Source organism: Cognaticolwellia mytili (genome assembly GCF_002104475.1).
Lineage (GTDB): Bacteria > Pseudomonadota > Gammaproteobacteria > Enterobacterales > Alteromonadaceae > Cognaticolwellia > Cognaticolwellia mytili.
In genome coordinates this window covers 71,535-94,476 of record NZ_NBOF01000003.1, presented here as the reverse complement: position 1 = coordinate 94,476, position 22,942 = coordinate 71,535, and the positions used below count along the sequence as shown (strand labels likewise).

The 22,942-nt window shown below is 39.1% G+C and carries 12 protein-coding genes and 2 pseudogenes; 4 read left to right on the top strand and 10 right to left on the bottom strand.

Annotated elements, in window-relative coordinates:
- Nucleotides 1-28 precede the first annotated feature (28 nt).
- The 6 genes and pseudogenes from B7C41_RS10025 to B7C41_RS10005 form a co-directional block, all read right to left on the bottom strand.
- Entirely contained in the window at nt 29-1,009 is a 981-nt protein-coding gene (locus B7C41_RS10025) for a tetratricopeptide repeat protein (protein ID WP_158089112.1), read from the bottom strand.
- Between the two features lie 14 nt (nt 1,010-1,023).
- Nucleotides 1,024-1,731, bottom strand: a complete 708-nt coding sequence (locus tag B7C41_RS10020) for a phage tail protein (RefSeq protein WP_085298800.1) — start codon at nt 1,729-1,731, stop codon at nt 1,024-1,026.
- Between the two features lie 21 nt (nt 1,732-1,752).
- Nucleotides 1,753-2,586 (bottom strand): PEP-CTERM sorting domain-containing protein, encoded by an 834-nt coding sequence (locus B7C41_RS10015; protein ID WP_085298799.1) that lies wholly within the window; start codon nt 2,584-2,586, stop codon nt 1,753-1,755.
- Between the two features lie 747 nt (nt 2,587-3,333).
- Nucleotides 3,334-3,561: pseudogene (locus tag B7C41_RS20670) on the bottom strand (proprotein convertase P-domain-containing protein); the annotation flags it as partial.
- Nucleotides 3,562-3,741: 180 nt separating this feature from the next.
- Nucleotides 3,742-5,610, bottom strand: a pseudogene (locus tag B7C41_RS10010) (S8 family serine peptidase); the annotation flags it as partial.
- A 749-nt stretch (nt 5,611-6,359) separates the two neighbouring features.
- Entirely contained in the window at nt 6,360-7,334 is a 975-nt protein-coding gene (locus tag B7C41_RS10005) for a transposase (RefSeq protein WP_085298797.1), read from the bottom strand.
- A gap of 231 nt (nt 7,335-7,565) precedes the next feature.
- Between B7C41_RS10005 and B7C41_RS10000 the strand changes: the two genes are divergently transcribed.
- The 3 genes from B7C41_RS10000 to pulA all read left to right on the top strand — a co-directional run bounded on the left by B7C41_RS10000 (nt 7,566) and on the right by pulA (nt 15,065).
- A complete protein-coding gene (locus B7C41_RS10000; RefSeq protein WP_085298796.1) occupies nt 7,566-9,806 on the top strand; it encodes a TonB-dependent receptor domain-containing protein in 2,241 nt (746 codons plus the stop codon).
- Between the two features lie 494 nt (nt 9,807-10,300).
- Nucleotides 10,301-10,972 (top strand): PEP-CTERM sorting domain-containing protein, encoded by a 672-nt coding sequence (locus tag B7C41_RS09990; RefSeq protein ID WP_085298794.1) that lies wholly within the window; start codon nt 10,301-10,303, stop codon nt 10,970-10,972.
- Between the two features lie 4 nt (nt 10,973-10,976).
- Complete coding sequence (gene pulA / locus B7C41_RS09985; RefSeq protein ID WP_235839684.1) at nt 10,977-15,065, top strand: pullulanase-type alpha-1,6-glucosidase; 4,089 nt, start codon at nt 10,977-10,979, stop codon at nt 15,063-15,065.
- Nucleotides 15,066-15,172: 107 nt separating this feature from the next.
- On the opposite strand, the gene B7C41_RS09980 is transcribed toward pulA, so the two are convergent.
- Nucleotides 15,173-16,096: a hypothetical protein gene (locus B7C41_RS09980; RefSeq protein WP_085298793.1), complete on the bottom strand. Its 924-nt coding sequence runs from the start codon at nt 16,094-16,096 to the stop codon at nt 15,173-15,175.
- Between the two features lie 69 nt (nt 16,097-16,165).
- On the bottom strand, nt 16,166-17,836 hold the full coding sequence (locus tag B7C41_RS09975; RefSeq protein ID WP_085298792.1) for a hypothetical protein: 1,671 nt from the start codon (nt 17,834-17,836) through the stop codon (nt 16,166-16,168).
- Nucleotides 17,837-18,370: 534 nt separating this feature from the next.
- On the opposite strand from B7C41_RS09975, the gene B7C41_RS09970 reads away from it, so the two are divergent.
- Entirely contained in the window at nt 18,371-19,297 is a 927-nt protein-coding gene (locus tag B7C41_RS09970) for a LysR family transcriptional regulator (protein WP_085298791.1), read from the top strand.
- On the opposite strand, the gene B7C41_RS09965 is transcribed toward B7C41_RS09970, so the two are convergent.
- Together B7C41_RS09965 and B7C41_RS09960 are read right to left on the bottom strand one after the other, a co-directional pair.
- The gene (locus B7C41_RS09965) at nt 19,284-20,171 is read right to left on the bottom strand and encodes an alpha/beta hydrolase (protein WP_085298790.1); all 888 of its coding nucleotides are present in this window, start codon (nt 20,169-20,171) and stop codon (nt 19,284-19,286) included. The two genes, B7C41_RS09970 and B7C41_RS09965, sit on opposite strands and share 14 nt — an antisense overlap.
- 118 nt (nt 20,172-20,289) lie before the next feature.
- Nucleotides 20,290-22,839: a TonB-dependent receptor plug domain-containing protein gene (locus B7C41_RS09960; protein WP_085298789.1), complete on the bottom strand. Its 2,550-nt coding sequence runs from the start codon at nt 22,837-22,839 to the stop codon at nt 20,290-20,292.
- Nucleotides 22,840-22,942 lie beyond the last annotated feature (103 nt).

Sequence of the window (22,942 nt, the reverse complement as noted above, 5' to 3'; positions counted from 1 at the left end):
ACCATCCTCTTTTATCACTTTAAAAGTGCTAAAGCACTGCTAAGTGGTTTGCCACTTTTTCATCTAAGTTTTCAAGCCAAGTAGTCGGTATTTCTTGCAGCACATGGGTTAATAATTTTTTAGCAATATCCTTTTCAGCACTGCTACTTGAAGATATTAACAATGTCTTTGCCCATAAATAACTTTTAGCTAAAACTTTCTCTTTGTTGTTGCTATCAGCTTCAGTAAACGTCTTCCAATACAGCAGCGCTGTTGGTAGATAAGCTTGTTGATATTTCCCTAGCGCGGCTATTTCGTACCAATATAACGCCTGCTTTTCATCTACATTCATACCAATCCCCTGATCATAGAAAGTTGCCAACAAATACGCTGAATCAGGAGATTTAGCACTAGCAGCAGCCTGTAACCAAGTAAAAGATTGTTGATAATCTTGTGGGAAATATTGACCATGAAAATACCAATGAGCTAATTGGCTTTGTGCAAAGATAGAACCTTGCTGTGCAGATTTAATACACAAATTTTTTCCGGTTTCTACGTCTGCTTCGATACCATCCCCTATCAGTAATAAAGTCCCAGCATGACAGCCACCGTCCGCAATCCCATGTTCAAATGCATTTAGAAACCATTTATAACCATGTTTTTTGTTCTGTTTAACGCCTTGCCCTTCGATAAAACAATGGCCTAATGCTTGCATTGCAGCAGGCATATTACTTTTGGCTGCTTTTCGATACCATTGACAAGCAGTAGATCTAATGGGTTTTATCCCCCAACCTAAATCATAAATAAGGGCAACATTAAATTCTGCGAGGCCATTGCCTAAATTAGCCTGCTCTTTAAAAGCAATTAATGCATCACTATATTGTTGTTTCGCTAAAAGCTTATGAGCGTTTTCTAATGGCCCAGCCCAATCGTCAACATTATTTGCAAATACCAATGATTTAAAAGAGATAAGGAGAAAGAAAAGATTAAGACCGATAAATAATCGGCCTTGTGTCATTTTATATTTCATTTGGTGAGTCATCATTAACTACGCGAAGGAAAGATACCTTGAAGTGCAATAAGCCACGTTAATGATAAGTAAGGACCTCTAATATTAAATGCTTGGTTACCGCCAGCATTACTAATAACAGTATTGGATGTCGAATTGACCACCACACTCAAATTCATCTCAATAGCATTAATACTCATATCTACAGTAGGCGCACCGGCACTATATATATTCTCGCGACTAGGGCTATTAGCTAGTACAGCATTAGTTGGATCTGTAGTTGTACTTCTCCCTGCTAATGCTCGCAATGCTATAGTTGTTGCACTCGTATCAACTGTATTCGTGGTTGTTGTTGCTGCGGAATGACCATGCACGGGCATCTGCGCAATATTTAAGGTATGTGTTTCAGCGCCGCCCCTTTGTCCCAAACGGTAACTGCTCAAACCAGGTCCATTACCTTGGCCTATCGGAGATCGACCACGAAGGTCTGGTAAACCGAAAGATGTACGACCATCACCACCATAAGTTGTACCAAGTATTGAAAACAATGCTGTATTACTAGAAATAGACAATAATTGTCCTTCTGCCTTAGCCCAACTTCGAATAGCAAAATTCCCTCCAAAGGCACACATACCACCAATAAAAGGCTGAGATGAACAAGCAAAAGATTTAGTAGGTAGTATTATGGCAGCAATACTTACGCTCAAAGCACATGTCAGCTTTATTATTTTCAAAATATTCATTTTATTATCCTTAACAAAAATTTAATTAATAACTTTACGTTTTATTTTTAATAGCCCAATAACAGCAGCAAATAAAATCAAAGTACTCGGCTCAGGTACTGGCGTTGGCGTCGGAGAGTTCGTTAGGTTATCAGCTCCAACAACACGTATAAAAGCACTGCTGCTAGCTGAAAAAAGTGCATCACTTGTAAAGCCTCCACCATCCATTTTTAAAAGTGCGGAAAAACTATTTGTCGCTCCTGCAGCTAGAGTGAAATCAAAAAGAAAGGTGCCACTATCAGTTAATGACGCCCCAGCACTAGCCAGAAAAGCACCATTTTTTTCATCGCCATTAGCTGTATCTGAAGTTAAGTCAGAAAAGAAAATTTCATTAGAAGCGCTATCAAAAAGGTTAATTTCAGAATCAACAAAAGCATCTGCGCCATTTGCATTTACTGAGTTTGAAAAAACTAACTCAAAATAGATTTTATAAAAATCCGTTGCTGAATTGTTACTTAGCGAAAAGTCAAAATCAAAAATAAAATCACGTACATTGCCAATGCCTAACGTAGAGAGAGCAGACGCATCTATGCCCAAACCATCGCCATAGTCAGTAAATCCACCACCAAACGGGTTCGCACCACTAGGTGTAACATTATTAACTGTGCTTATGGTCGCGGTGGAGCCAATAATCTTACTAATATCAGCGCTTTGACTAGCATTACCTGTTGCAGGTAGAGAACCAGAAATAGGATTTATATCAAAAGTAACATTACCTTCAACAGAAATATCAGGATTGATCAAGCTTGCTGTGGCAGTTGGAGTAATAAACCCCAACACACATAGAATAGAACAAAATCTTATTACATTACGCATCCGTGTAATCCTTGTATTGACTTGTTACGTTCTGTAAAGCAAAAGTTACACCAAACGAAAATTACTTTTAAAGATCAGTAAAGTGAACTACAAGAGAAATTCAGCGATGGCTCACCTGTAAAATTATTCGACACATTTATTCATTATTTAGTAATTAATTAAGGCACGTTAAACAGATGTAAAAAACATTTAATAATTATAATAATAAATTAAATTGGAATCAGTCAGGCCTAGGTAGATTCAAGCACTTCTTACATAATCCATTGCTTCGCCTTAGCTTCATCAATAAATAGCACTGTATGGTAATGATTGTGCATCACCGCATCGGCACAAATAGCAATGGAAAGACTTGTATAATAGTATGCAGTTTATTTTCGCTCCAGCCTCGACGGTATTCACAGCCTTGGCTGGCAACCCATCTTTCCTGTTAGAAAACAATTAATTACACGACAATAATACATATCAGCTAAACTGGTTTGCTGTTTCCTTGAGGCTACCCTAACTCACCCGAGACAAAGTAGCTTGGTAGCAAAGACTGGAATTGTTCAGTTATTATAGTGAGTGCTTTATGAATTTTTAATGGAACTGAAAATAAAATATTGTCATGAGAAAATGACAACCAATACTTGTGATGACGGTGTCTATTCTATTTGAAAATAAAAAGCCACTAGCAGATGAGATCTAATAGTGGCTTAATAATAATTATTTCTTCTGAAACAATTACAGCTTAAATTTACCTAAACTTACTTAAAAGTTAATGGTCCATGCATTCAGAGTACCAGTATCTGCGGTGCCATTATCATAAACTTTTAGTGTCCAGTTGCCATTACGTTCATTACTAGCAAAACCAGTTACATCATAGCTTTCTTTAACATCGTTTGTTCCGGAGCCAGTATAACTACGTAATACCTGTTCCGTACCACTCGGTGAAACCAATGTTAGTAACAAATCACCGCTATAGGTATGAGTAATATCAACATCAATGCTAGCAACTGCACTTGAACCGCTGTCGTTTACATCAATTGAACTGCTTGTAGTATTATGGTCACTTATTGCAGAGACAGTGTCGTTGCTATAACTATCAGTACCTGTGCTTGCTTCAGTGTAGCTTGCTACTAAACTCACTCCGCTGAAATTACTATAGGCAGATAATGTTACATGGTAAGTTCCCTCTTGAGCGCTACTAATGCTACAACTTTCTGTGCTACGATTTTTTTCAGATTTACAGACATTATTACTACTGCTTGCTGCTGCTGCAAAGTTAATGTAAAGATCCGCATCTCCCCTACCACCTGAGCTATTAAAGGTCAAATCACTTGCACCTGCTGGTACTTCAAAGGTAAAAGTAAGATCATTACCTTTGTCTGCAGTAAGCGATGTTTTTGCTTCATTATTCGCTAATTCATTAGCAGTAACCGGTGGTATTACAACACCACAGCCGTTAATTGCTAAATAATCAACAGCGTCTTTGGCTTGCACTACACCATTGCCGTAATAAACATCATGACCAGCAGCACCTAAATCGGCAGCTGTTGTTTTTAATACTTCACGAATCTCAGTGCCGGTACAGCCAGAATAGTTTGACCATACTAGTGCAGCAACACCCGCTACACCAGGTGTTGCCATTGAAGTACCACTCATATATCCGTAACTGCTTCTGCTCATATCGATAGTCGCTGTTGTTGCAGCCAAGAATACATTTTTATCTTCTAATGCTGCGCCTACAGCCGGAATTGTCGTCGCATTGGTATCACCTAAGGTTGCACTAGATAATAAACCCGCTTCGTTATTGACTATGATAGCGCCAATGCCACCCGAATTTTCACAGTTTTGTACTTTGTCGTGAAAAGAGATATTACCACGGTCGATAATACAGATGTTGCCGTTAGCAGCGCTATCAGTGGCTTCTGCTGTCCCCATATAATAAATAGAACCTGTGACAGTACCGAAGTTTTCTAACGCAGCAGATACATAACTTTGTCCATCTACACTCATTTCCGTAACAGATGCCATGTCTTCTGGGTAAGTTGATAGCACATCTAAACCGCCCGCAGTGACTTCAACACAGTTATCTTTTGTTGCTGAACAGCTAGGGAATTGAGAAGCTTCATACCGACCATTATCTTTGCTGTTACCACCAATCATCATTACAGACTCATAACCTGCCGGATATGAACGAGTTGCATCACCATCATTACCTGCGGCGGCTACAACTAAGCCACCAGCAGCAGTGAAAGCATCAAAAGCATTTTCTTCAGTAGCATTAGCACCACCACCTCCTAAACTCATGGTGATAATGTTAGCACCAGCAGCAGTACATTTTTGAGCGGCAAAGGCCAAATCAGATGAATAACCCCAACCATCATCATTAAATACCTTAATAATGTGCATATCAACGCCAGGTGCCATACCTACCACACCAATATTATTATCTGCTGCCCCAATAGTACCCGCAACATGCGTACCATGCGGCCCGCCATTTTCATTCCAATTACCTGTACCAGAATCGTTATCACCTGTGATATTAGCCCAAACAAAGTCAGGGTTAGTTGCGTCTAAACCAGAATCAATGACACATACTTTCATGCCTGCATTAGCATTAAAGTTAACTTGATCGGCTTGTGATTGCTTAATTGAATAAGGAGTTATCTGTTGAAGTCGAGGATCACCTGCACCATCACTATAACTAGATTCAAGTAAAGGATAACGACGCTCATCTATTTCTATACGAGTAAAAGCCGCATTTGTCATTGTAGTTGAAGCATTCGCAATGCCTCGTAATTTTAATGATTTAGTCGGATTTCTCATTAATGTTTTAACGGCAGTTAAGTCTTTATCTTTAAATGTTGCCGAGATAAAACCATCGGCATCGAGTTTAATTTTACCGCCAAGTTGTTTAGCTAATGCCGAGATGCCACTTTTATTGTTGTTATCTACATGAATGATATATCGGTTGTCTGCTGCCTGAGTAGCAAAAGTACTTGATACTGCTAGTGCGATAAGAGAGGCGGTAAATTTTGTCATTTTCGTGTTTACTCCGTATAAAAATCTTATTGGAAAAATTGTTATTAGTATTATTATTTTTTAGTCATTTCGAAAACCTTAAAACGTCCGTTTAGTTCAGACTAAATAGTGCCATTGAATATCCCTGATCGGAGCACTATTCGATAATAATGACTAAGGTATTTTCGTCTAGTAAATTAACGACAGTTTTTCGCATTATCCAGACAGTTTGATTTTATTTCTTTATAAACATAATGTTATATTTATAAAGAAAAACATTAACAGGTATTAATAAGCATTGTTAAATGGGATTGAATGAAAAATAAACGGTAAATCATGGCTGGCTGATCATTAATAGCTTCAATAGATGATGCTTGAGATAGTCTAACTAAATCTAAAGTCTAACTGGACACTCACTTAAAGTAACATATTTAACATGACACTCACTTTAAATTGAGTCTGATACCAACATCAATATTTGCATAGCTCAGCACGATAAGTCTTGTGTAATATTGACATTTGGTAGTATTGCAGAGGGCTAACATTATTTAACCTGACACTCACTTTAAATTGAGCCTGATACCAACATCAATATTTGCATAGCTCAGCATGATAAGTCTTGTGTAATATTGACATTTGGTAGTATTGCAGAGGGCTAAAAATACTTTTTACGCTATTTAACTTTAAAGCGCGAATATCTCAGCCGTAACCAATCCTCAGATAGTGTCTGATGAAAAGTTTAGAGTATATTTTGAAGGCTAAGCGATTACTCAACCAAAGAGTTGATTGCAATGACTCAAATTATGTCGTCGTTTTATTTTATTGCGTTGGCAATAATCACTCAGAACATCTTCGTGACCAATTGCGCCATGAAATTGTGTGCTAAATTCAGTGGTGATGATTAACCAATTTTCCGCAGATATGTTTAACCGACTCAGTATTTGTGGTTGTTTTTCTTCAATGTAACCACGTTTATCTTCTTTGATACAGCGACCGGTTAATTCAATTAATTGTAGATAGTCGGCAAGTTCAAAAGGTAAGCCTTTAGGCATCGCTTTTCTAGGGTTACCGATAAACGGTAATAATGCCTTGGGTTGTTGGCCTTTTTCTGCCTGCTTACAACGTAGCTTTACACTAGTATGAGTAGAGTCTTCTGGTGTTTTAGCTATCTTGGCGCGAATGGGGTTTAAATCAACATAGGCCATACAAGCGGCAAGTGCGGCTTCATCTAATAACGCTTGAGATTTGAATCTTCCTTCCCAAAGTCGGCCCGTGCAGTTGTCTTCTTGGTTTGCCTTTCTGGCAATACCTTCATTGATATAACCCATAAACCAGCTGATTTTCATTAAGCGTTTTCGATAAACTGCAGCTGTTGCTTTGACGATATCGAGTAAGGTTTTTTCGAGTTTGTCACCACGACAATATTGCTGCGTTAGCAATGTTCCTTTATATAAGCGGTGCCAACGCTCAAGGACTTCTTGCATACTCCATTGCTTTGCTTTCGCTTTATCGATAAATAGCACCACATGATAATGATTACTCATCACCGCATAGGCACAAACGTCAATAGCAAAAACTTGGGTGAGAAAGTGAAACTTGTTTTCGACCCAGCCTCGACGGTGTTCATAGCTTTGTCCCGATAATTTATCTTCGCCACACAAAAACGCCCGTCGAACACTGCGTGCGACACAATGATAATAAGCCGTATCGACTAAACTGATTTGTTGCTTTCTTGCTGTTGCCATCACTCACCTGCGCTGAAATAACGGGATTATTTTAGCTTAATGCAAAGTCTGGAATCGCTCAATTTAGAGTAAGCGTCTGTTTAAACTTTTAATTACATGTGGGTAGTTTTGTTTTGACTGCGACAACCTTATATTTTTTAGCTATTCCTTATTGTTTTTAAATATTAGATCATTTACTCTATCACCCCAAATGAGAATACGACTAATTCTCATTAAACAAATGGATTGATTATGAAACTCGTACATTCGTCTTTATTTCTTGCTGTATTGGTAGCAATACAGGCGCCAGCATACGCTGGTGATAAAACTAGCCCACAGCCAAAAGTGGATGAGCACATTGAAGTGTTAGGGCATAAAATTTCAATATTAAGCAAAGATACCCCTTCTTCTATTTCAACTATTTCAGAGGAAAATATTCAGCGTAATCAAGAAGCTGAACTAAGCCAAATATTAAGAGAAATTCCTGGTGTTGACTTAAGTGGTAGTGTTACACCATTATCTTCACAGCCGACAATACGTGGGTTATACGGTGAGCGTATTCATGTCTCAGTAGATAATGTTAAGCGTAAAACAGAGTCTGATGGTAGTAGTAACATTGCAGCAATTAATAGCTTAAGTTTAGATCCTAGCCAAGTAAAACAAATACATGTTTTACGCGGAGCTGATTCATTGACCGTAGGTTCAGGTGCTGTCGGCGGTAGCATACGCTTGGTGACTAAAGATGCAAGTGACTATTTGAATAATAAAAATGGTATGGGTGCTAAGGCACAAATGATGCACCAATCAGTTTCTGATTCTAACAGCTTTTCAACGTCAATATTTAGTCTTAACGATACTGTCGATACTGTATTTCATGCCAGTAAGGTAGCCTTTTCTGATGTTGATGTCGTTTCAAATGACGCTAAAAGCGCTGATGACACTCAAGTCAGTGATACGGCGAAATTGTCGAAAATTAAAAATGATTCATCTCGTACTAATTTAACTTTGAAAAACACGTGGTTTTTGATGCCAGACCATAGTTTACAAACAAAAATTGATTGGGCTAAAACTGAATCGAAAGATCAGCCGTTTCGCCAGAATCAGGACTACGGAATAAGATATCCTACCTTGTCTGAAGATTATACAAATGATTATTTAGAGTTAATGACAAATTATGTTTATCAGCCAGATAGTGCCTTAATTGATTTTGACTTACAATTTGTTTATTCAGATAAAAATTATGAGAAAAATACCGTCGGCTACATTATGGCTGGCGAAAACAAACGCGACTTTACCGCCTTAAATGAAGGCAGTACTGAGCGCTATAGTGCTCGTATGGCAAATTTATCTGAATTTTCAGGGCCTATTGATCATCAATTAGCCATTGAACTTAATTACGAAAATGAACGCTTCGAACAATCTGAATTTTCGAGTAATGAAACGAGTACCTTTTATGGTGATAGTAAGTCTCAAAGTTTATCTTTTTCTGTTATAGACCAAGCAAATCTATTTAATGATCGTTTACTTTTGACCGCTGGCGGGCGCTACGATACATACAAGCGCAGTAATAATACTTATGCTGATTATGATAATAACAAAAACGGCGAATTATCAAACGAGCTTGGTTTGACGTTTAAAGCGACTGAAAATATTAATCTTTATATTAAATATGCTAAAGCTTTTCGTGCGCCGTCAGTACAAGAGTTATATAAAAAAGATGAGTGGCGTTGTCATATTGGCGGCAAGTTCTGCTACCAAGAACCGCAGCCAGATCTAAAACCTGAAACCTCTAAAAATATTGAAGCAGGTTTAGGCTTGTTTTGGCAAGATGTTCAATTTGCTGACAGTATAGCCTTTAAGGCTATTTATTTTGATAACAAAATAGATAACTTTATCGATAATGTCCCTTTTATGTATTACATTGATGATAACGGCGTTAAACAACAAGGTTCCCCAGGTCCTAAACCAGCTAACGGTGTACCAGTTGCTACTCACCGTGATTACAGCGCGAAAAATATTGGTAGTCTTGAAAGTAAAGGCTGGGAAGCTGAGCTAACTTATTCTTTTGAAAAGTTACATGCTTATATTGGTTATTCAAAAATAGAAATGAATGCTTACGGTATGCCTAACTTCTTTTTGGGTACTATTGACCATAAAAAGCAACCTTATACTGAAGCTCCAGCTGATAAAATTAGCGTAAATATTAACTACCAATTATTAAGTAATGTAAATATAGGTACGCAAGTTCTCCATTACAGTGAGCAAACTAAACTACCCGAAAATTATTTAAATGCGGGTTACGGTACAGGCAGCTATACAGTGTATAACTTAAACGCTAACTACACCGCAAGTGGCGCTATTGAAGGCTTAACGATTAATGTTGGTATTGATAACTTGACCAATGAACGTTACTTACGTGCACCTGCGAGTGAATCAAGTGATCCATCAGAACTTGGTCGTAGCTATAAAGTAACCATTGGCTATCAATTTTAAAGACACTGGACAAATAGCAGCATTTATATCCTGCTATTTGTCCAAGGAGTTAAACCCCAATAGAATTCATAATGACACTCACTTCAAATTCAACTCTATTGTTAACATCTATTACTGAAGCAACTGCTCTTGAACATATTTTCAGTTATATTACCGATCGTTTCTACAAATTAGCTTTGAGCCCGCAATTTATCATCCCAGAAATATTGCCTTTTTATATCGGAGAATATGCGAAAAAAGCACACTTCAATTAAAACCTAACAACACACCTCACATTTTTAATAAGTAAGCCTCGATTTTCAAAGTTCTATTTCGGCCATCACAACACAGTTGAATACGTATTCATGCATACGTATTCAAACTAACTAACACCTGTATCTAGCGTTTAATAAATGCACAACAAATTTAGCGCAATTGTTACTAAGGCACTAAGACCTACGACAGATGCGCTAGACAAAAAAATAAAAATGAACAATAAAAACAAGGTGATTTCGATGAGAATAAAAGAATTTTTAAGCGTGGTATTCGTGCTGCTATTTAGTACTAATGCCCATAGTGGCATCATTAGTAATGGCGATTTCCAAAGTTGTGATTTTCAAGGATGGCAAAAAGACACCGACAGTACTGGTGACCCTGGCGCAACGGGAGATTTTAGCATCAACAACAATGTTGGTGACTGTAGCGCTGTTATTAGTGTCGATGTAACAGCTGGCGCTACCGCGTTCAATGCTAACACGCTTTTCACAGCATTAGATTTAACGGTTGCCAGTGGTGAATTGCAGCTTAGCTTTGATTGGGACTTTTCTGGTTTTGATGACGGTAGCTTTTTCGCCGACAGCTTCTTTGTCAGCTTAAGCAATGGCACAGGGGGTTTATTTGGCGCTGACGGTGAAATTGGCCATCTCATTGAAGCGAGCAGTATTTATGACTCTGGCTCTTTTTCCGCATTATTAGACGCTAGTTTTTATAATCAAACGAATTGGACCTTAGACTTCACTGTACAAGGTGGTTTTAATTCAAATTCTGTGTCTTCAAAACTCAATATTGACAATGTTTCTTTAACTTCTGTGGCAACCTCAGTGCCAGAGCCTAGCACTATTATCATACTATTTATGGCGATGGCGGGTTTAATTGGTCAACAGCGTTTCAATTCTAAACGAGGATAATCGCATGAGTTTTTATAAAAAACCGATGTTGCATCTAACATTAATATTCACGCTATTATTAACGTTATTGGCAACACCTTTTAGCCATGCAGCATGGGAAAACACAGCAGAAACTAACTTTAGTTATTCTCCTCGCCCCATTTATGATCGTATCAATAATCAATATTTATCTATTGTTACTATTACCAACCAAGGTAGTGAAGCATTAACTGGCCCATTTCGAGTTTTCATTCCAACCAGTAGCCATCAAGTACGCAATATTGATGGTAATGACGATGGTATTCCCTATATCAATTTGTCGATTGATGAATTAGCTGCAGGTGCCAGCCATAAGTTTACTTTACAGCTTGAACTCAAACGTGCACTTATTGCTTTTGAATTAATCAATAAAGTAGAAGTGATATCGAGCGGTACAGGGCTTGAATTAAACGACGATCAAATTGCCATCTTTTATCAACGCGCAGATGGTAACTACGACGGTTGGGGATTACATCTATGGAATGGCGAAGGTTGTGGCAATTATGCGAGCCCGACCACTGACAGTGCTCATTTTTCTCAGTGGCTTTCTCCGTACCCTGTTGACGGTGTTCACCCAGAATATGGCGGCTATTATATTCTTAGCGTAGAGCCTGGTGCCGATTGCTATAACTTCATTATTCACAAAGGGAATGACAAAGCGCTTGGTGCTAATAACAGTCGCTTCGAGCCGAATCAAGGCCAACAAGCATTTACCTTTAATGGCTACTCTGACATCTGGTATACGCCAGTAACCACTCGCCCTATTTTTCTTGATGGCGCGCGCGTTCATTGGTTAGACACCAGTACCCTATTATGGTCAACCGATGTCAACAATGCCGATAGCTATCGTTTATATTATTCAGCAGATGCCGGTATCGATGTTATCGATCAAACGTTATTGAATGACTTACCTTATAAAACACTGACCAGCAAAGATGCTAACGCTAGTTACTATCAGCAAAACCCTCATTTGAACGGCTTTAAAGGTTTTACTTTAGATATTGATGATGCCCAAGTCAAACAGTTGGTTAAAAATCAATTACTCGTGGTCGCTTTAGATCAACAAGGTAATTTACTCGATGCGACACGTGTGCAATCGCCACGTTTATTAGATTATTTGTATACCCGCAACAGCTTAGACGCTGATGAAGCGAGCTTAGGACTTAACTATCAAGACGGTCAAGTCACAGCATCTGTTTGGGCACCTACAGCAAGCGAAGTGGCGATAAAAATTTATAATGCCGCGAAGCAAGAAACAACGACTGAGCCAATGACTGTCGATGAAGCGACGGGAATTTGGTCTTATAACACAGAAAAATCGGCTGTTGATCGCCTTTATTACCACTATCAATTAACTGTATTTCATCCCCTAACCAGTAAAATCGAAAACTTAACTGTTACAGACCCCTATTCTGTAGGTTTATCAACCAATGGTCGATATAGCCAATTTGTTGATTTAGCCGATGATGAACTAAAGCCACAAGGTTGGGATAATCATGTGGTACCAACAGTGGAAAACTTTGAAGACAGCATTATTTATGAAGGTCATATTCGTGACTTTAGTGCCTTAGACCAAAGTACAAGTGCAGCAAATCGCGGAAAGTACCTTGCTTTTACCGAAGCAAACTCTTTACCTATGCAGCATTTACAGCAATTACAAGCGGCGGGGTTAACGCATTTTCATGTTTTACCAGCCAACGATATTGCCTCAATTGAAGAAGACCCAAGCAAACGTGTTGATGTTACTGATACAGTCGCTGATTTATGTCAACTTAACGCCAATGCTCCGGTATGTGGTGTTGAAAATGGCAATACTGTATTACTCGATGCCTTAAAAAATTACGACCCAAGCACGACCCAAGCACAAGCATTGGTTGAGTCGATGCGCCGTTTCGACGGTTTTAATTGGGGTTACGATCCACAACATTTTGCTGCGCCTGAAGGTAGTTATGCTTCAAACGCTGATGGTGTTAGTCGCATTATTGAAATGCGTGCAATGAACCAAGCTCTGCATGAAACAGGACTACGAGTAGTGCTTGATGTTGTTTACAACCATGCGGCTTCATCTGGCCTTTATGATAATTCTGTTTTAGATAAAGTTGTACCGGGTTATTACCATAGATTAAATGAATATAGCGGCGCGATTGAAACATCAACTTGTTGTGAGAATACGGCAACCGAGCATCGAATGATGGCCAAATTGATGAATGATTCCTTAGTCAGCTTTGCCAAAAACTTTGGTTTTGACGGCTTTAGATTTGATTTAATGGGACATATCCCTAAGCAAGCTATTCTTGACGCGAGAGATGCCGTATTAGCCGTAGATGCCGATAGCTATTTTTATGGTGAAGGTTGGAATTTCGGTGAAGTTGCCAATAACCGCCGCTTTGAACAAGCTTCACAGCTTAATATGGCTGGCAGCGAAATAGGTACATACTCTGACCGACAACGTGACGCTGTTCGCAGTGCTGCTTTATTTAATAATGGTGGCAGTTTAGGCGAGCAAGATGTTATTCGTATTGGTTTAGTGGGTAATATTGATAGTTATCAGTTTGTTGCTGCTAGTGGTAATTATTTATCTACCTATGATTATCAATGGAACGGTCAACCTGCAGGTTACAGTAGTGATCCGGCGGATACCGTCAATTATGTTTCTAAGCATGATAATGAAACCTTATGGGATCAGCTGCAGTACAACCTACCTGCTCAGATGAGCCTTAACGATAAAGTGCGTGTGCAAAATATTGCGCTTTCTTTACCGCTATTAAGCCAAGGTATTCCATTTTTACAAATGGGTTCAGATTTAATTCGCTCAAAATCAATGGATAGAAATACCTATGATGCTGGTGATTGGTTTAACCGTATTGATTTCACTCAAGCACAAGGCAATTGGAATATTGGTTTACCGTTAGCTCAAGACAACCAAAATAAATGGTCAACTATTAGTGGTATCAGTGCTAATTCGAACAATGCTTTTGGCGCTCAAGAAATCAACTTAACCAGTGCTTTATTTAAAGAATTTATCAATATTAGAGCAACCAGTAAGTTATTTAGATTAACCACAGCGGAGCAAGTATCTAACCGTATTAAGTTTCACAATGTTGGTACAGAGCAACGCCAAGGTTTAGTCGTCATGAGCTTGGATGACGGATTAGGACTAGAGGATTTGGACTCAGCAAACGATGCCATTGTAGTGTTATTTAATGGTACTAGCAGCGAGCAATCATTTAGCGTTGCTAATGCCAGTAATTTTGAACTGCATCAAAACCAGCAGAATTCGGCTGATACTCGCGTGCAAACCGCTAGTTTTAGTAATGGTAATTTTGTTGTACCAGCACTAACTACGGCCGTATTTGTCAAGCCACAAGGTGAAGTACAAGGTTTTGGTTTATCGGCATTACCTGCTTATGGCACCAATACCATTTATTTACGTGGCGCTATGAATAACTGGGATACTTCTTTACCTTTCACTTATATCGGTAATGATAAATACCGCTTGGCTGCTGACTTAACTCAAGGTGAATATCAGTTCAAAGTTGCTGATAGTAGTTTTTCAACAGCAAATATCGGTGGCGGTTTTAATATGCCTATCGCTCAAGCAGCTAATTTAACTAACGGCGGTGATAATTTAACACTAAACCTTATTGCTGATGGTCAGTACGTTTTTGAATTAGACGCCAGCGACGGACAAAGCCCAAGTTTATTGATAACACCTGATGATCCGTTAGCAATACCCGCGCCTTATGGTGACACGGTTATCTACTTAAGAGGTTTAATGAATGAATGGGGCACTACCCGTCCATTAACCTATCAAGGTAATGGTATTTATAGTGGCAACTATCAAATTGTCGATGGTCAGCATTCGTTAAAAATTGCTGATGCTGATTGGGGTGGAACCGGTGGCCCTAATTTGGGTGGCACACACAATATAGCTTTAGATGCTAGCGTTGAGTTAACTCCAAACTCTAATGATAACCTTTCATTAAACCTTGTTAGCACACAAACATTAGCTTTTGTACTCGATGCCAATGACATAAGTAAACCCGTATTAACAATAAGTGAAATAGTAGAATAATTCTCTATTCTTGTTTGAATATAGGCTCAGTCACTTGAAATTGCACTTCAAGTGACTGAGTTTGGAACAACACTAAACAGCATTCCTTTAACTTTCAAAATAACAACCTATAGCAGGCACATGTGACGAGTCGCGTCATAATCCAAACAACTTTGTTCGCAAGGATCTGAATGCGCGGGACTTATTGGCAAAGAATTATAAGCCACACCAGATAAATGTACTGCCTTCAAATCAAGGACTAAATTTTCACCATCATTACCTTGAATTGTAAGGTTCTTGGTCAATATTATACCAGTAGGAATACGGGGTAAAAGCTCACCTTCGTGCGAGCCTTTATTATTATCATTTAAGGGATCGCCATCGGATATTTCCCCTCGACATAGCTGAGGAATATACCAACCATTGCTCATGAAAACATCTTCAACTAGCCAGCCTCTCTGTAAATTTATATAGAGATAATCAGTGGTGAGCGTGTATGTTCTCTCTGTTATTGCTATTTTTTCCCAAAACTGGTCATCATCCGCCCAATCAATAGGGTTAGCATCAATGGCTCTCCATTCAGGCCACCCTTGTCTAAATAATGTTGCTGGTATTTTCAACTCGACTAAACGGCTCTTAGCGTTATTTAACAAAAGGCAAGCCAAACGGTTTCCCTCATTACATATCGCTGCATCAATAAGTGACTCATAAGTACTCAATAAACTACGACTACTTTTAAGGGGGAAAATACCGTCGAATGCAATAAAAAATTCGTGCTTTGCACCTTTAGTACCGCTAGGGTTAACGATACTTTTAGCATTTCTAAACTGATTCATATCTATGGATGGAGCAAAAAGAAATGATATATCAACTATTTGATCTGATAATTCTTTCGCAAGAAAAAAATCTGCAGTGAGTTTTTTTGCAAACTGCTCCGCGATTTTTTCAGATGCTATAATTGGTAAACTTTGATTTAGCTTTGAACTGCTACAGCCTAAGTTAAAGAGCATTGATAAAATAATAAGTATTGGTTTATTTTGAAAGTACCTCATATATTCTCCACCCTTTCAACCAAAGCGAAGTCAAAAGAGCTTCAGTTGAAAGGTGTTTAGGTAAATCTACTATTTTTTTATAAGGTCAGATAAGTCTTGTCTTTGCTCTGGGGACACATTCATGTTGCCAATAATAGCTTCAGCTGCATTAGCCGATGCCTCATTAACCTTAGCACTAACAAACTCTTTATCATTAGCTCCCCCATCCGCAGGGGCAGAAAATGGTGGCACCCATGAGATAAAACCAAGACATTGGATACCAGTGAATTCTAACCCTGCTCCCCGACCATGTTTATCTTCTTCAAACCGACTATCACTATGCTCATGACTGACACTTGCAGAAAATGGTCCCCAACCGCCAGAAGTCTTACTGTGAGAGGAGTTTGATACGAACTCTTTATCTTCTTTTGACCAATTAGCGTACAACTTAACATTACGAGCCACTATCATCTGCATTGGAATAAAGGGTAAGAAATGGTTATCTGTTTGATTACTAATAGTGCCTGAAGAAACGGAGCCTTTTGGTTGATCTCTTCCGGCATTCCACTGCACATATTCGCTAAAAATAGTAGCGTCTAACCATGGTCTGGATATATTGACTAAGCTCACTTCCATGGTAACCGTCATATCCTTGGATTCAACAGAAGTACTGTTTTTGTTATGCTCATAGCCGCCGCTAGCTTTAGCACTCCAAAACCCCCACCCTGCACCACCACTGCCTTCAACTTTGACGTGCTTTGTTTTTTCAAGCTTGTGATAATCTTTAGTACTTATCGTCATTTCGGTCCAACCGTCTTGGTTTTTTTTGTCAGCAAATTTTGTTGAGCTTGGAAATGCCAACTTAACTGGAACTGATGCTCCTACAGGAGTCCAATCGCCTTGCTTAACAAGCTCCTTAGCATTAGCAAGTAAAGATGCACTCAATTCATTACCATGAGTTGATTGATAAGTAAGAGCTTCGCCAACCCACTTAAGCTCTTTATCACCATTAAATTCTTTTTTCAGTTTTTTATATCGACGATTAGGCTCTGATGAAAACTCATCCCAATAATCTTCTGCGGCTTTTAGCGCTCTATCTGACAACCTTTGCCTACGCTCGCTATCAGCCTCAATTTCAGTAATTTCGTCATTCGATAGTGCAGCTTGCCAATCGGCTTTTCGACTAGCCGTAGCTGCCACCTTTCGTATATCGTCAGCTGCTTCACCAATATCATCAATCATGCTCTCATACCTTTTATATGCCGTTGTTTTAACTCTTATTGACTCAGGTTCTGGACTACTTTCATCGGCAAATGGGCTGCGCTCTTCTTGTTTCATTTCATATAAAAACTTATCCATTTTGACTAGCATTTCCTTTACGCCATCTGACATTTCAGGACCAGTAGCATTTGCACCGTTAACCACCGCTTCATAGGCTTGGCTCACACGTTTAGCATTTTGCGTATATTTAGACGAGCCTACTGTAGGTATGGAATCAACTAAAACAGAGAAGCTAGCTGTTTGCCCCTTAAGTCCTTGTGGATTACTTGATGTCCACATATTATTAAAATCTTCTTCAAGTAAAGCTAAGCCAGGCATTGCTAAGTGAACAGCAGTATTACTATCACTAAACCTTCCTCCCCTTTTCGCTTCATCAGGAACTTTATCTTGATCTCCCGCTGCTGGAGGCTTAGTTACAAGATTATATACTTCGGCCATAAGCTGACTCATAAGTTTACTACTTGTCATCATATTTGACATATCGTTCTCCTACGCTAATGCGTGCAATAAAGAATATTAAGGTAAATTTCATTATTTAAAATGTTGGTTACTGAATTTGAAGATTGCTAAAAGAATAATTAGAATCTTTAGATGTCACTAAACAACCGCAATACGTAAATGAGATATTAAACAAGAGAGGGAATACAGTAATTAGACATCCATGTTATTAGCTCACAAAAATCCGTATTTGCTGATTGATAAGCCTAGTGCAAAATTTGTAAGTAGCAAACATTGAAGTTTAGAGACCTTCACCTAGCGCTTGAATAAAATTTTTATTACTTAGATTTCCTTTATGTATAGAAAATATAAACCGTTACTATGTTAATTAGTCTTTGAAAAATAGCCCTGTTCGGTAAAAAACTCCTAGTTAAGGGCGGCATCAACTCAAGTTTAGTAAGATTTTTAAATTGCTATTACCATGCAGGTTCAGTATGTTAACTCATAATAAAAATCAAACATTTTCTACCATTTGATTCATAAAACGTATTCGTATTAATCATAAAAGTTATTTTAATGAACAAAAGTCAGCTGAGTATTAGCCACTTAAAAATGATATGTACCATTGCTGAATCAGGCACAGTCAAGCAAGCGGCTGAAAAGCTTTTTATTACTCAACCGGCCTTAAGCAACAGAATTCGCGAAGCTGAGCGCCGCCTAAATATTAACTTATTTACTCGGCGTAAACGCAAATTGGTCATCACCACGGCTGGTAAGCGCCTACTACAATCAGCAATAAAAATACTTGAAGAACTTGAACGTGCAGAATACGACATTGCCCGCTTGAGTGATGGTATTGACCAAGTGCTACGTATTGGCTTACCACATTATGCCTCATTTAAATGGTTACCAGAGGTAGTACGTTACTTTCATAAAGAATTACCGAATATTGAATTGGAGATCACCGCAGAAGCCGCGAAAAACCCGCTTGATTCACTTTACAATGGCGACGTAGACATCGCCTTAATATCAAGTAAAGACAAGCAACTCAATATTAAAAAAAATGATTATGACGCCGCCTTTATTTTACAAGATGAACTGTGCGCCTGCTTATCAAGCAAGCATAAAAAGTCCGCGCAAGCATTTATGAATGCAGAAGATTTCACTAATGAAACTTACATAACAAACTCAGCCATTCCAGAAAAAGACCGAGAATACGAACTTTTCTTTAAACCGCACAATGTTTTACCTTATAAAGTCGTGCAAGTGGGGTTTAATGAAGCCATTATTGAGTTAGTAAAAGTTAATATGGGTTTAACCATTATGTCGAAGCAACTCATCACCCCCTACCTTATCGATGGTGAAATCAAAACCATGCCGATCGGGGAAAATGGCTTAAAAATATATTGGCACTTGGTTTATCTTAAAAATAGCAATGTAGAAAAATCAGCCAAATTGCTGACCAATATACTAAAAAAAACACAAGCCACTAGCTCATCATAGCGATGGCCTGCTGAGACAACCAAGTTGATTTATCACCAAGATCAAGAATGACATCAAAATGATTACGTTCAACAATTTCTTTGAACCTCACATCAACCCCATGAGCGGTTAATTTTTCAGCCATTATTTCACTTTGTCGTTTAAACTCGCTGGTTTCAATATCACCAAAAGCAATAATCACCGGCACAGTGTTCGCTAAAGAACACAAAGGCCGTAAAGCGGGGCTATTGTTTTTAGCTTCTTGACGATCCATTTTTAGTGCATCATTGACATAGGTTGGCAACAATGGTTGAAGATCATAAATACCACTGACAGCACAAACTCCTTTAACAGCAAAGCTTTGATAATCAGCGATATACTTAGACCATTGAGTTTGCAACATCATCATCGCAAGGTGAGCACCAGCAGAACTACCACAAAGGTATATTTGTTCGGGATCATAGCCAAATCGTGCCGCATTTTGATGCAACCAAGTAATCGCCTGACGACTTTCCTCAACAATCTCACTAATACTGACATCGGGCGCAAGCGTGTAGTCAAGCACGGCGAAGTGAAAACCTTGTTGTTGAAAATTTGTTGCAGCAAAGCTCGACTCTTCTTTACTAAGCTCTTGCCAATAGCCGCCATGGATATAAACCATTAAGCGCCGTTTAGCCTGCTCATAAGGTAAATAAAGGTCAAGTCGTTGCGCTTCACCCTGACCATAGTATTGGTTGCTATGTAGTTTTTCTAACGCGAAGGCCTTATCTTTGGCAACACGACTTTGCTCCACGTATTGCTGAATATAAACGTTGATATCTTCAATACAACTGCTAGGAGAATATTCTTTATTTAGCTGTTCTAATGATAATTGCTCAATACTTTGCTGCACCATTTTACCTGCCTTTATCCTTTAGTTAGCTAAAAGAAAAATACCCACATTGTGTGAGTATTTTATTTACCTACCATCTTGTTAAACTTTCACAGCTTACATCATCGTTTGACGGGTTGCTTTAGAAAGAGAAGTTAACACGAGCAAAGTAACTTGAACCATTAAAACCATATGGTACGGCTCGTACCGGATATTTAAAGGCACCTTGAGTAATAAAGTCTAACGCTTCATCTTCTCCTAGTTCATCAGGAGTGACATCAAAAATATTATCAGCACCAACAACCAAGGCTAAGCTATCAGTTAGCTGATAAGAAACATTAAAATCTATTAATACTGCCGACTCAACAACACTGGTCGGTTTGAATTCTCCTGTTGGCGACAAGAATCCAGGCAAGCCAATATGATCATTACCAAAGTAGGTAACATCTGTTTCACCGAAGTAATTAGCTCGAAGCACAGAGCTCCATTTTCCACGTTCATAATCAAAAGTTAACGTCGCTCTTTGTTTCGGTTGACCGTCTTCCAAGAAACTACGTTGCAGAGCATCAAGAGAAACCTCTTCAGGTATCCCTTCAGGACTATTCACTCGATCGATTTCTGTTTCGTTAATATTACCAGCAAACGTCGCGCTGAACTTACCTTCCGATATCGTCGTATCGTAGCTTAAAATGATATCAACACCTTGGGTAGTTGAATCGACCGAATTTGAAAAGTAATTCGCTTGATCAGCACCAGTCGCTGCAAGTGCTTCAACTGCAGCAGGATTAAAGGCCACCTGTTCAGGGCTAAGTAAGCTGCCTAAAGTGATTCGATCTTCAATTTCTACACGGTAGGCATCAACTGTAAGGGTAATTTCGTCAGTCGCATTGAAAACAAAACCAATGCTAGCATTTTTAGTTGTTTCCAATTCAAGACCATCAACACCCAGTGCCGCTGGGAATGGTGAGCCAGCCGTTGCCGTAAATGATGGTGACAACACGCCACCTGGGCCAAGATTAGTTGTAAAAGCAGTATACGCACTTTGCTGCAACGAAGGCGCTCTAAAGCCTGTTGATAAAGCACCGCGTATCGCAAGATCGTCGCTTATTTCATAGCGACTTGACAACTTTCCTACTAAATCATCACCTGAGTCAGAGAAGTCTTCGTAACGCACTGCTCCACCAACATTCCACTGATCAGTGATATTCATTTCGACATCAACATAAAATGCGTAGCTATCACGACTAGCATCTACGGCAGCGTCAGGACGTAACCCTGGGTAAGCTTGAAAACCACAACCCGCGAAGGTACCGGGATCGATAACCGATGGAAATGAACTACTCGTATTCGCTAGGCCACAAGCATAAGATGCTTCTTCACCTGGCACAATTTCATAATTTTCATCACGGTATTCGGCGCCAAATGAAACATACAATTCATCATTGGCACCAATATCGACCGTACCTGAAAAGTCGACATTAAATGTGGTTTGATCAAAGCGAAAACCACCAGAATACCCAGAAGTAGGACCGGAGTTTGCGGCAATGTCGGCATCGCTTGCACTAGGGTTGTTTGCTAAATATTCAGCAGCATAGGAAGCATTAAGCGTATTTTTTGAATCAAAATCATATTTGTTACGACCATGAACTACCGAGACATCAAAAGCCCAATCATCATTGATATCACCACGGATACCGGCCGCTAATGAAGTATCTTCAGCCTCGTTATCAATACGCGGTAAAAAACCATCAGGGTACACTTGTGGAACATTCTGAGCAGCAGAATTAAATGCTCGGAAAAAACCATTACCTAACGCGGTTCGATTTGAAAAACCACCAAAAGAATAGAACTCTTTGCTTGCACTTAACGGAATAGCCATATTGAAAAATGTTGAAACAAACTCAGAAGCTGCATCCCCCATTCCCCAGCGTACGGTGTCAGACAGCTCACCTGGCGCTATCGTCGAAGAACCCGTTCTATCTTTTTCTGCTCTATTAACCCCGTCATAATCACGGTACTCAAATGATAAATTAATAAAACCACCATCATCACCAATATCAAAGCCTCGATTCAGCCCTATGCTTAACTTATCGCCATCTCCTTCACTTGTTGCGCCCCCCTGAATAAAGCCAGTGGTAACGCCGGTGCTATCATTTAAGGATAAGTTAATAACACCTGCTATAGCGTCTGAGCCATACTGAGCCGCAGCACCGTCTCGTAACACTTGAATATTAGCTAATGCACTCACCGGAATAGCATTCATATCGGTACCAGCAGCACCGGCCCCCACCGTGCCGTTAAGGCCAAAAATAGCTTGGTTATGACGGCGTTTGCCGTTCACTAACACCAATGTTTGATCCGGCTGTAAACCTCGTAAAGTTGCGGGGCGAAATAAATCTGAGCCATCAGAAACTTGTGTTCGGGTAAAGTTAAAAGAAGGCGCAGTTGCTTGTAAACTTTGTCCTAACTCGGTAAAGCCACCTTTGGTAAGCGACTTTGCATCAATAATATCAATAGGTACCGCTGACTCTGTTGCCGTACGGTTTGCAACTCGTGAACCCAAGATTGAAATTTTTTCAATCTTTTCGTCCGGCTTAGTTTCTGCATCACCTTCTTGTGCAAATGCTATTGGGCTGCCAAGTGCGACTGCTACAGCAAGTGTTAATGAATGGACATGGAACTTTGCTTTCATAAATAATACCCTTTACTATTTTTGTTTATTTATTCACTTATTCAAACGAATAATTCACCATCTATTTTTCTACAAACTAAACACTTAACCTTTAAAAGCAAGC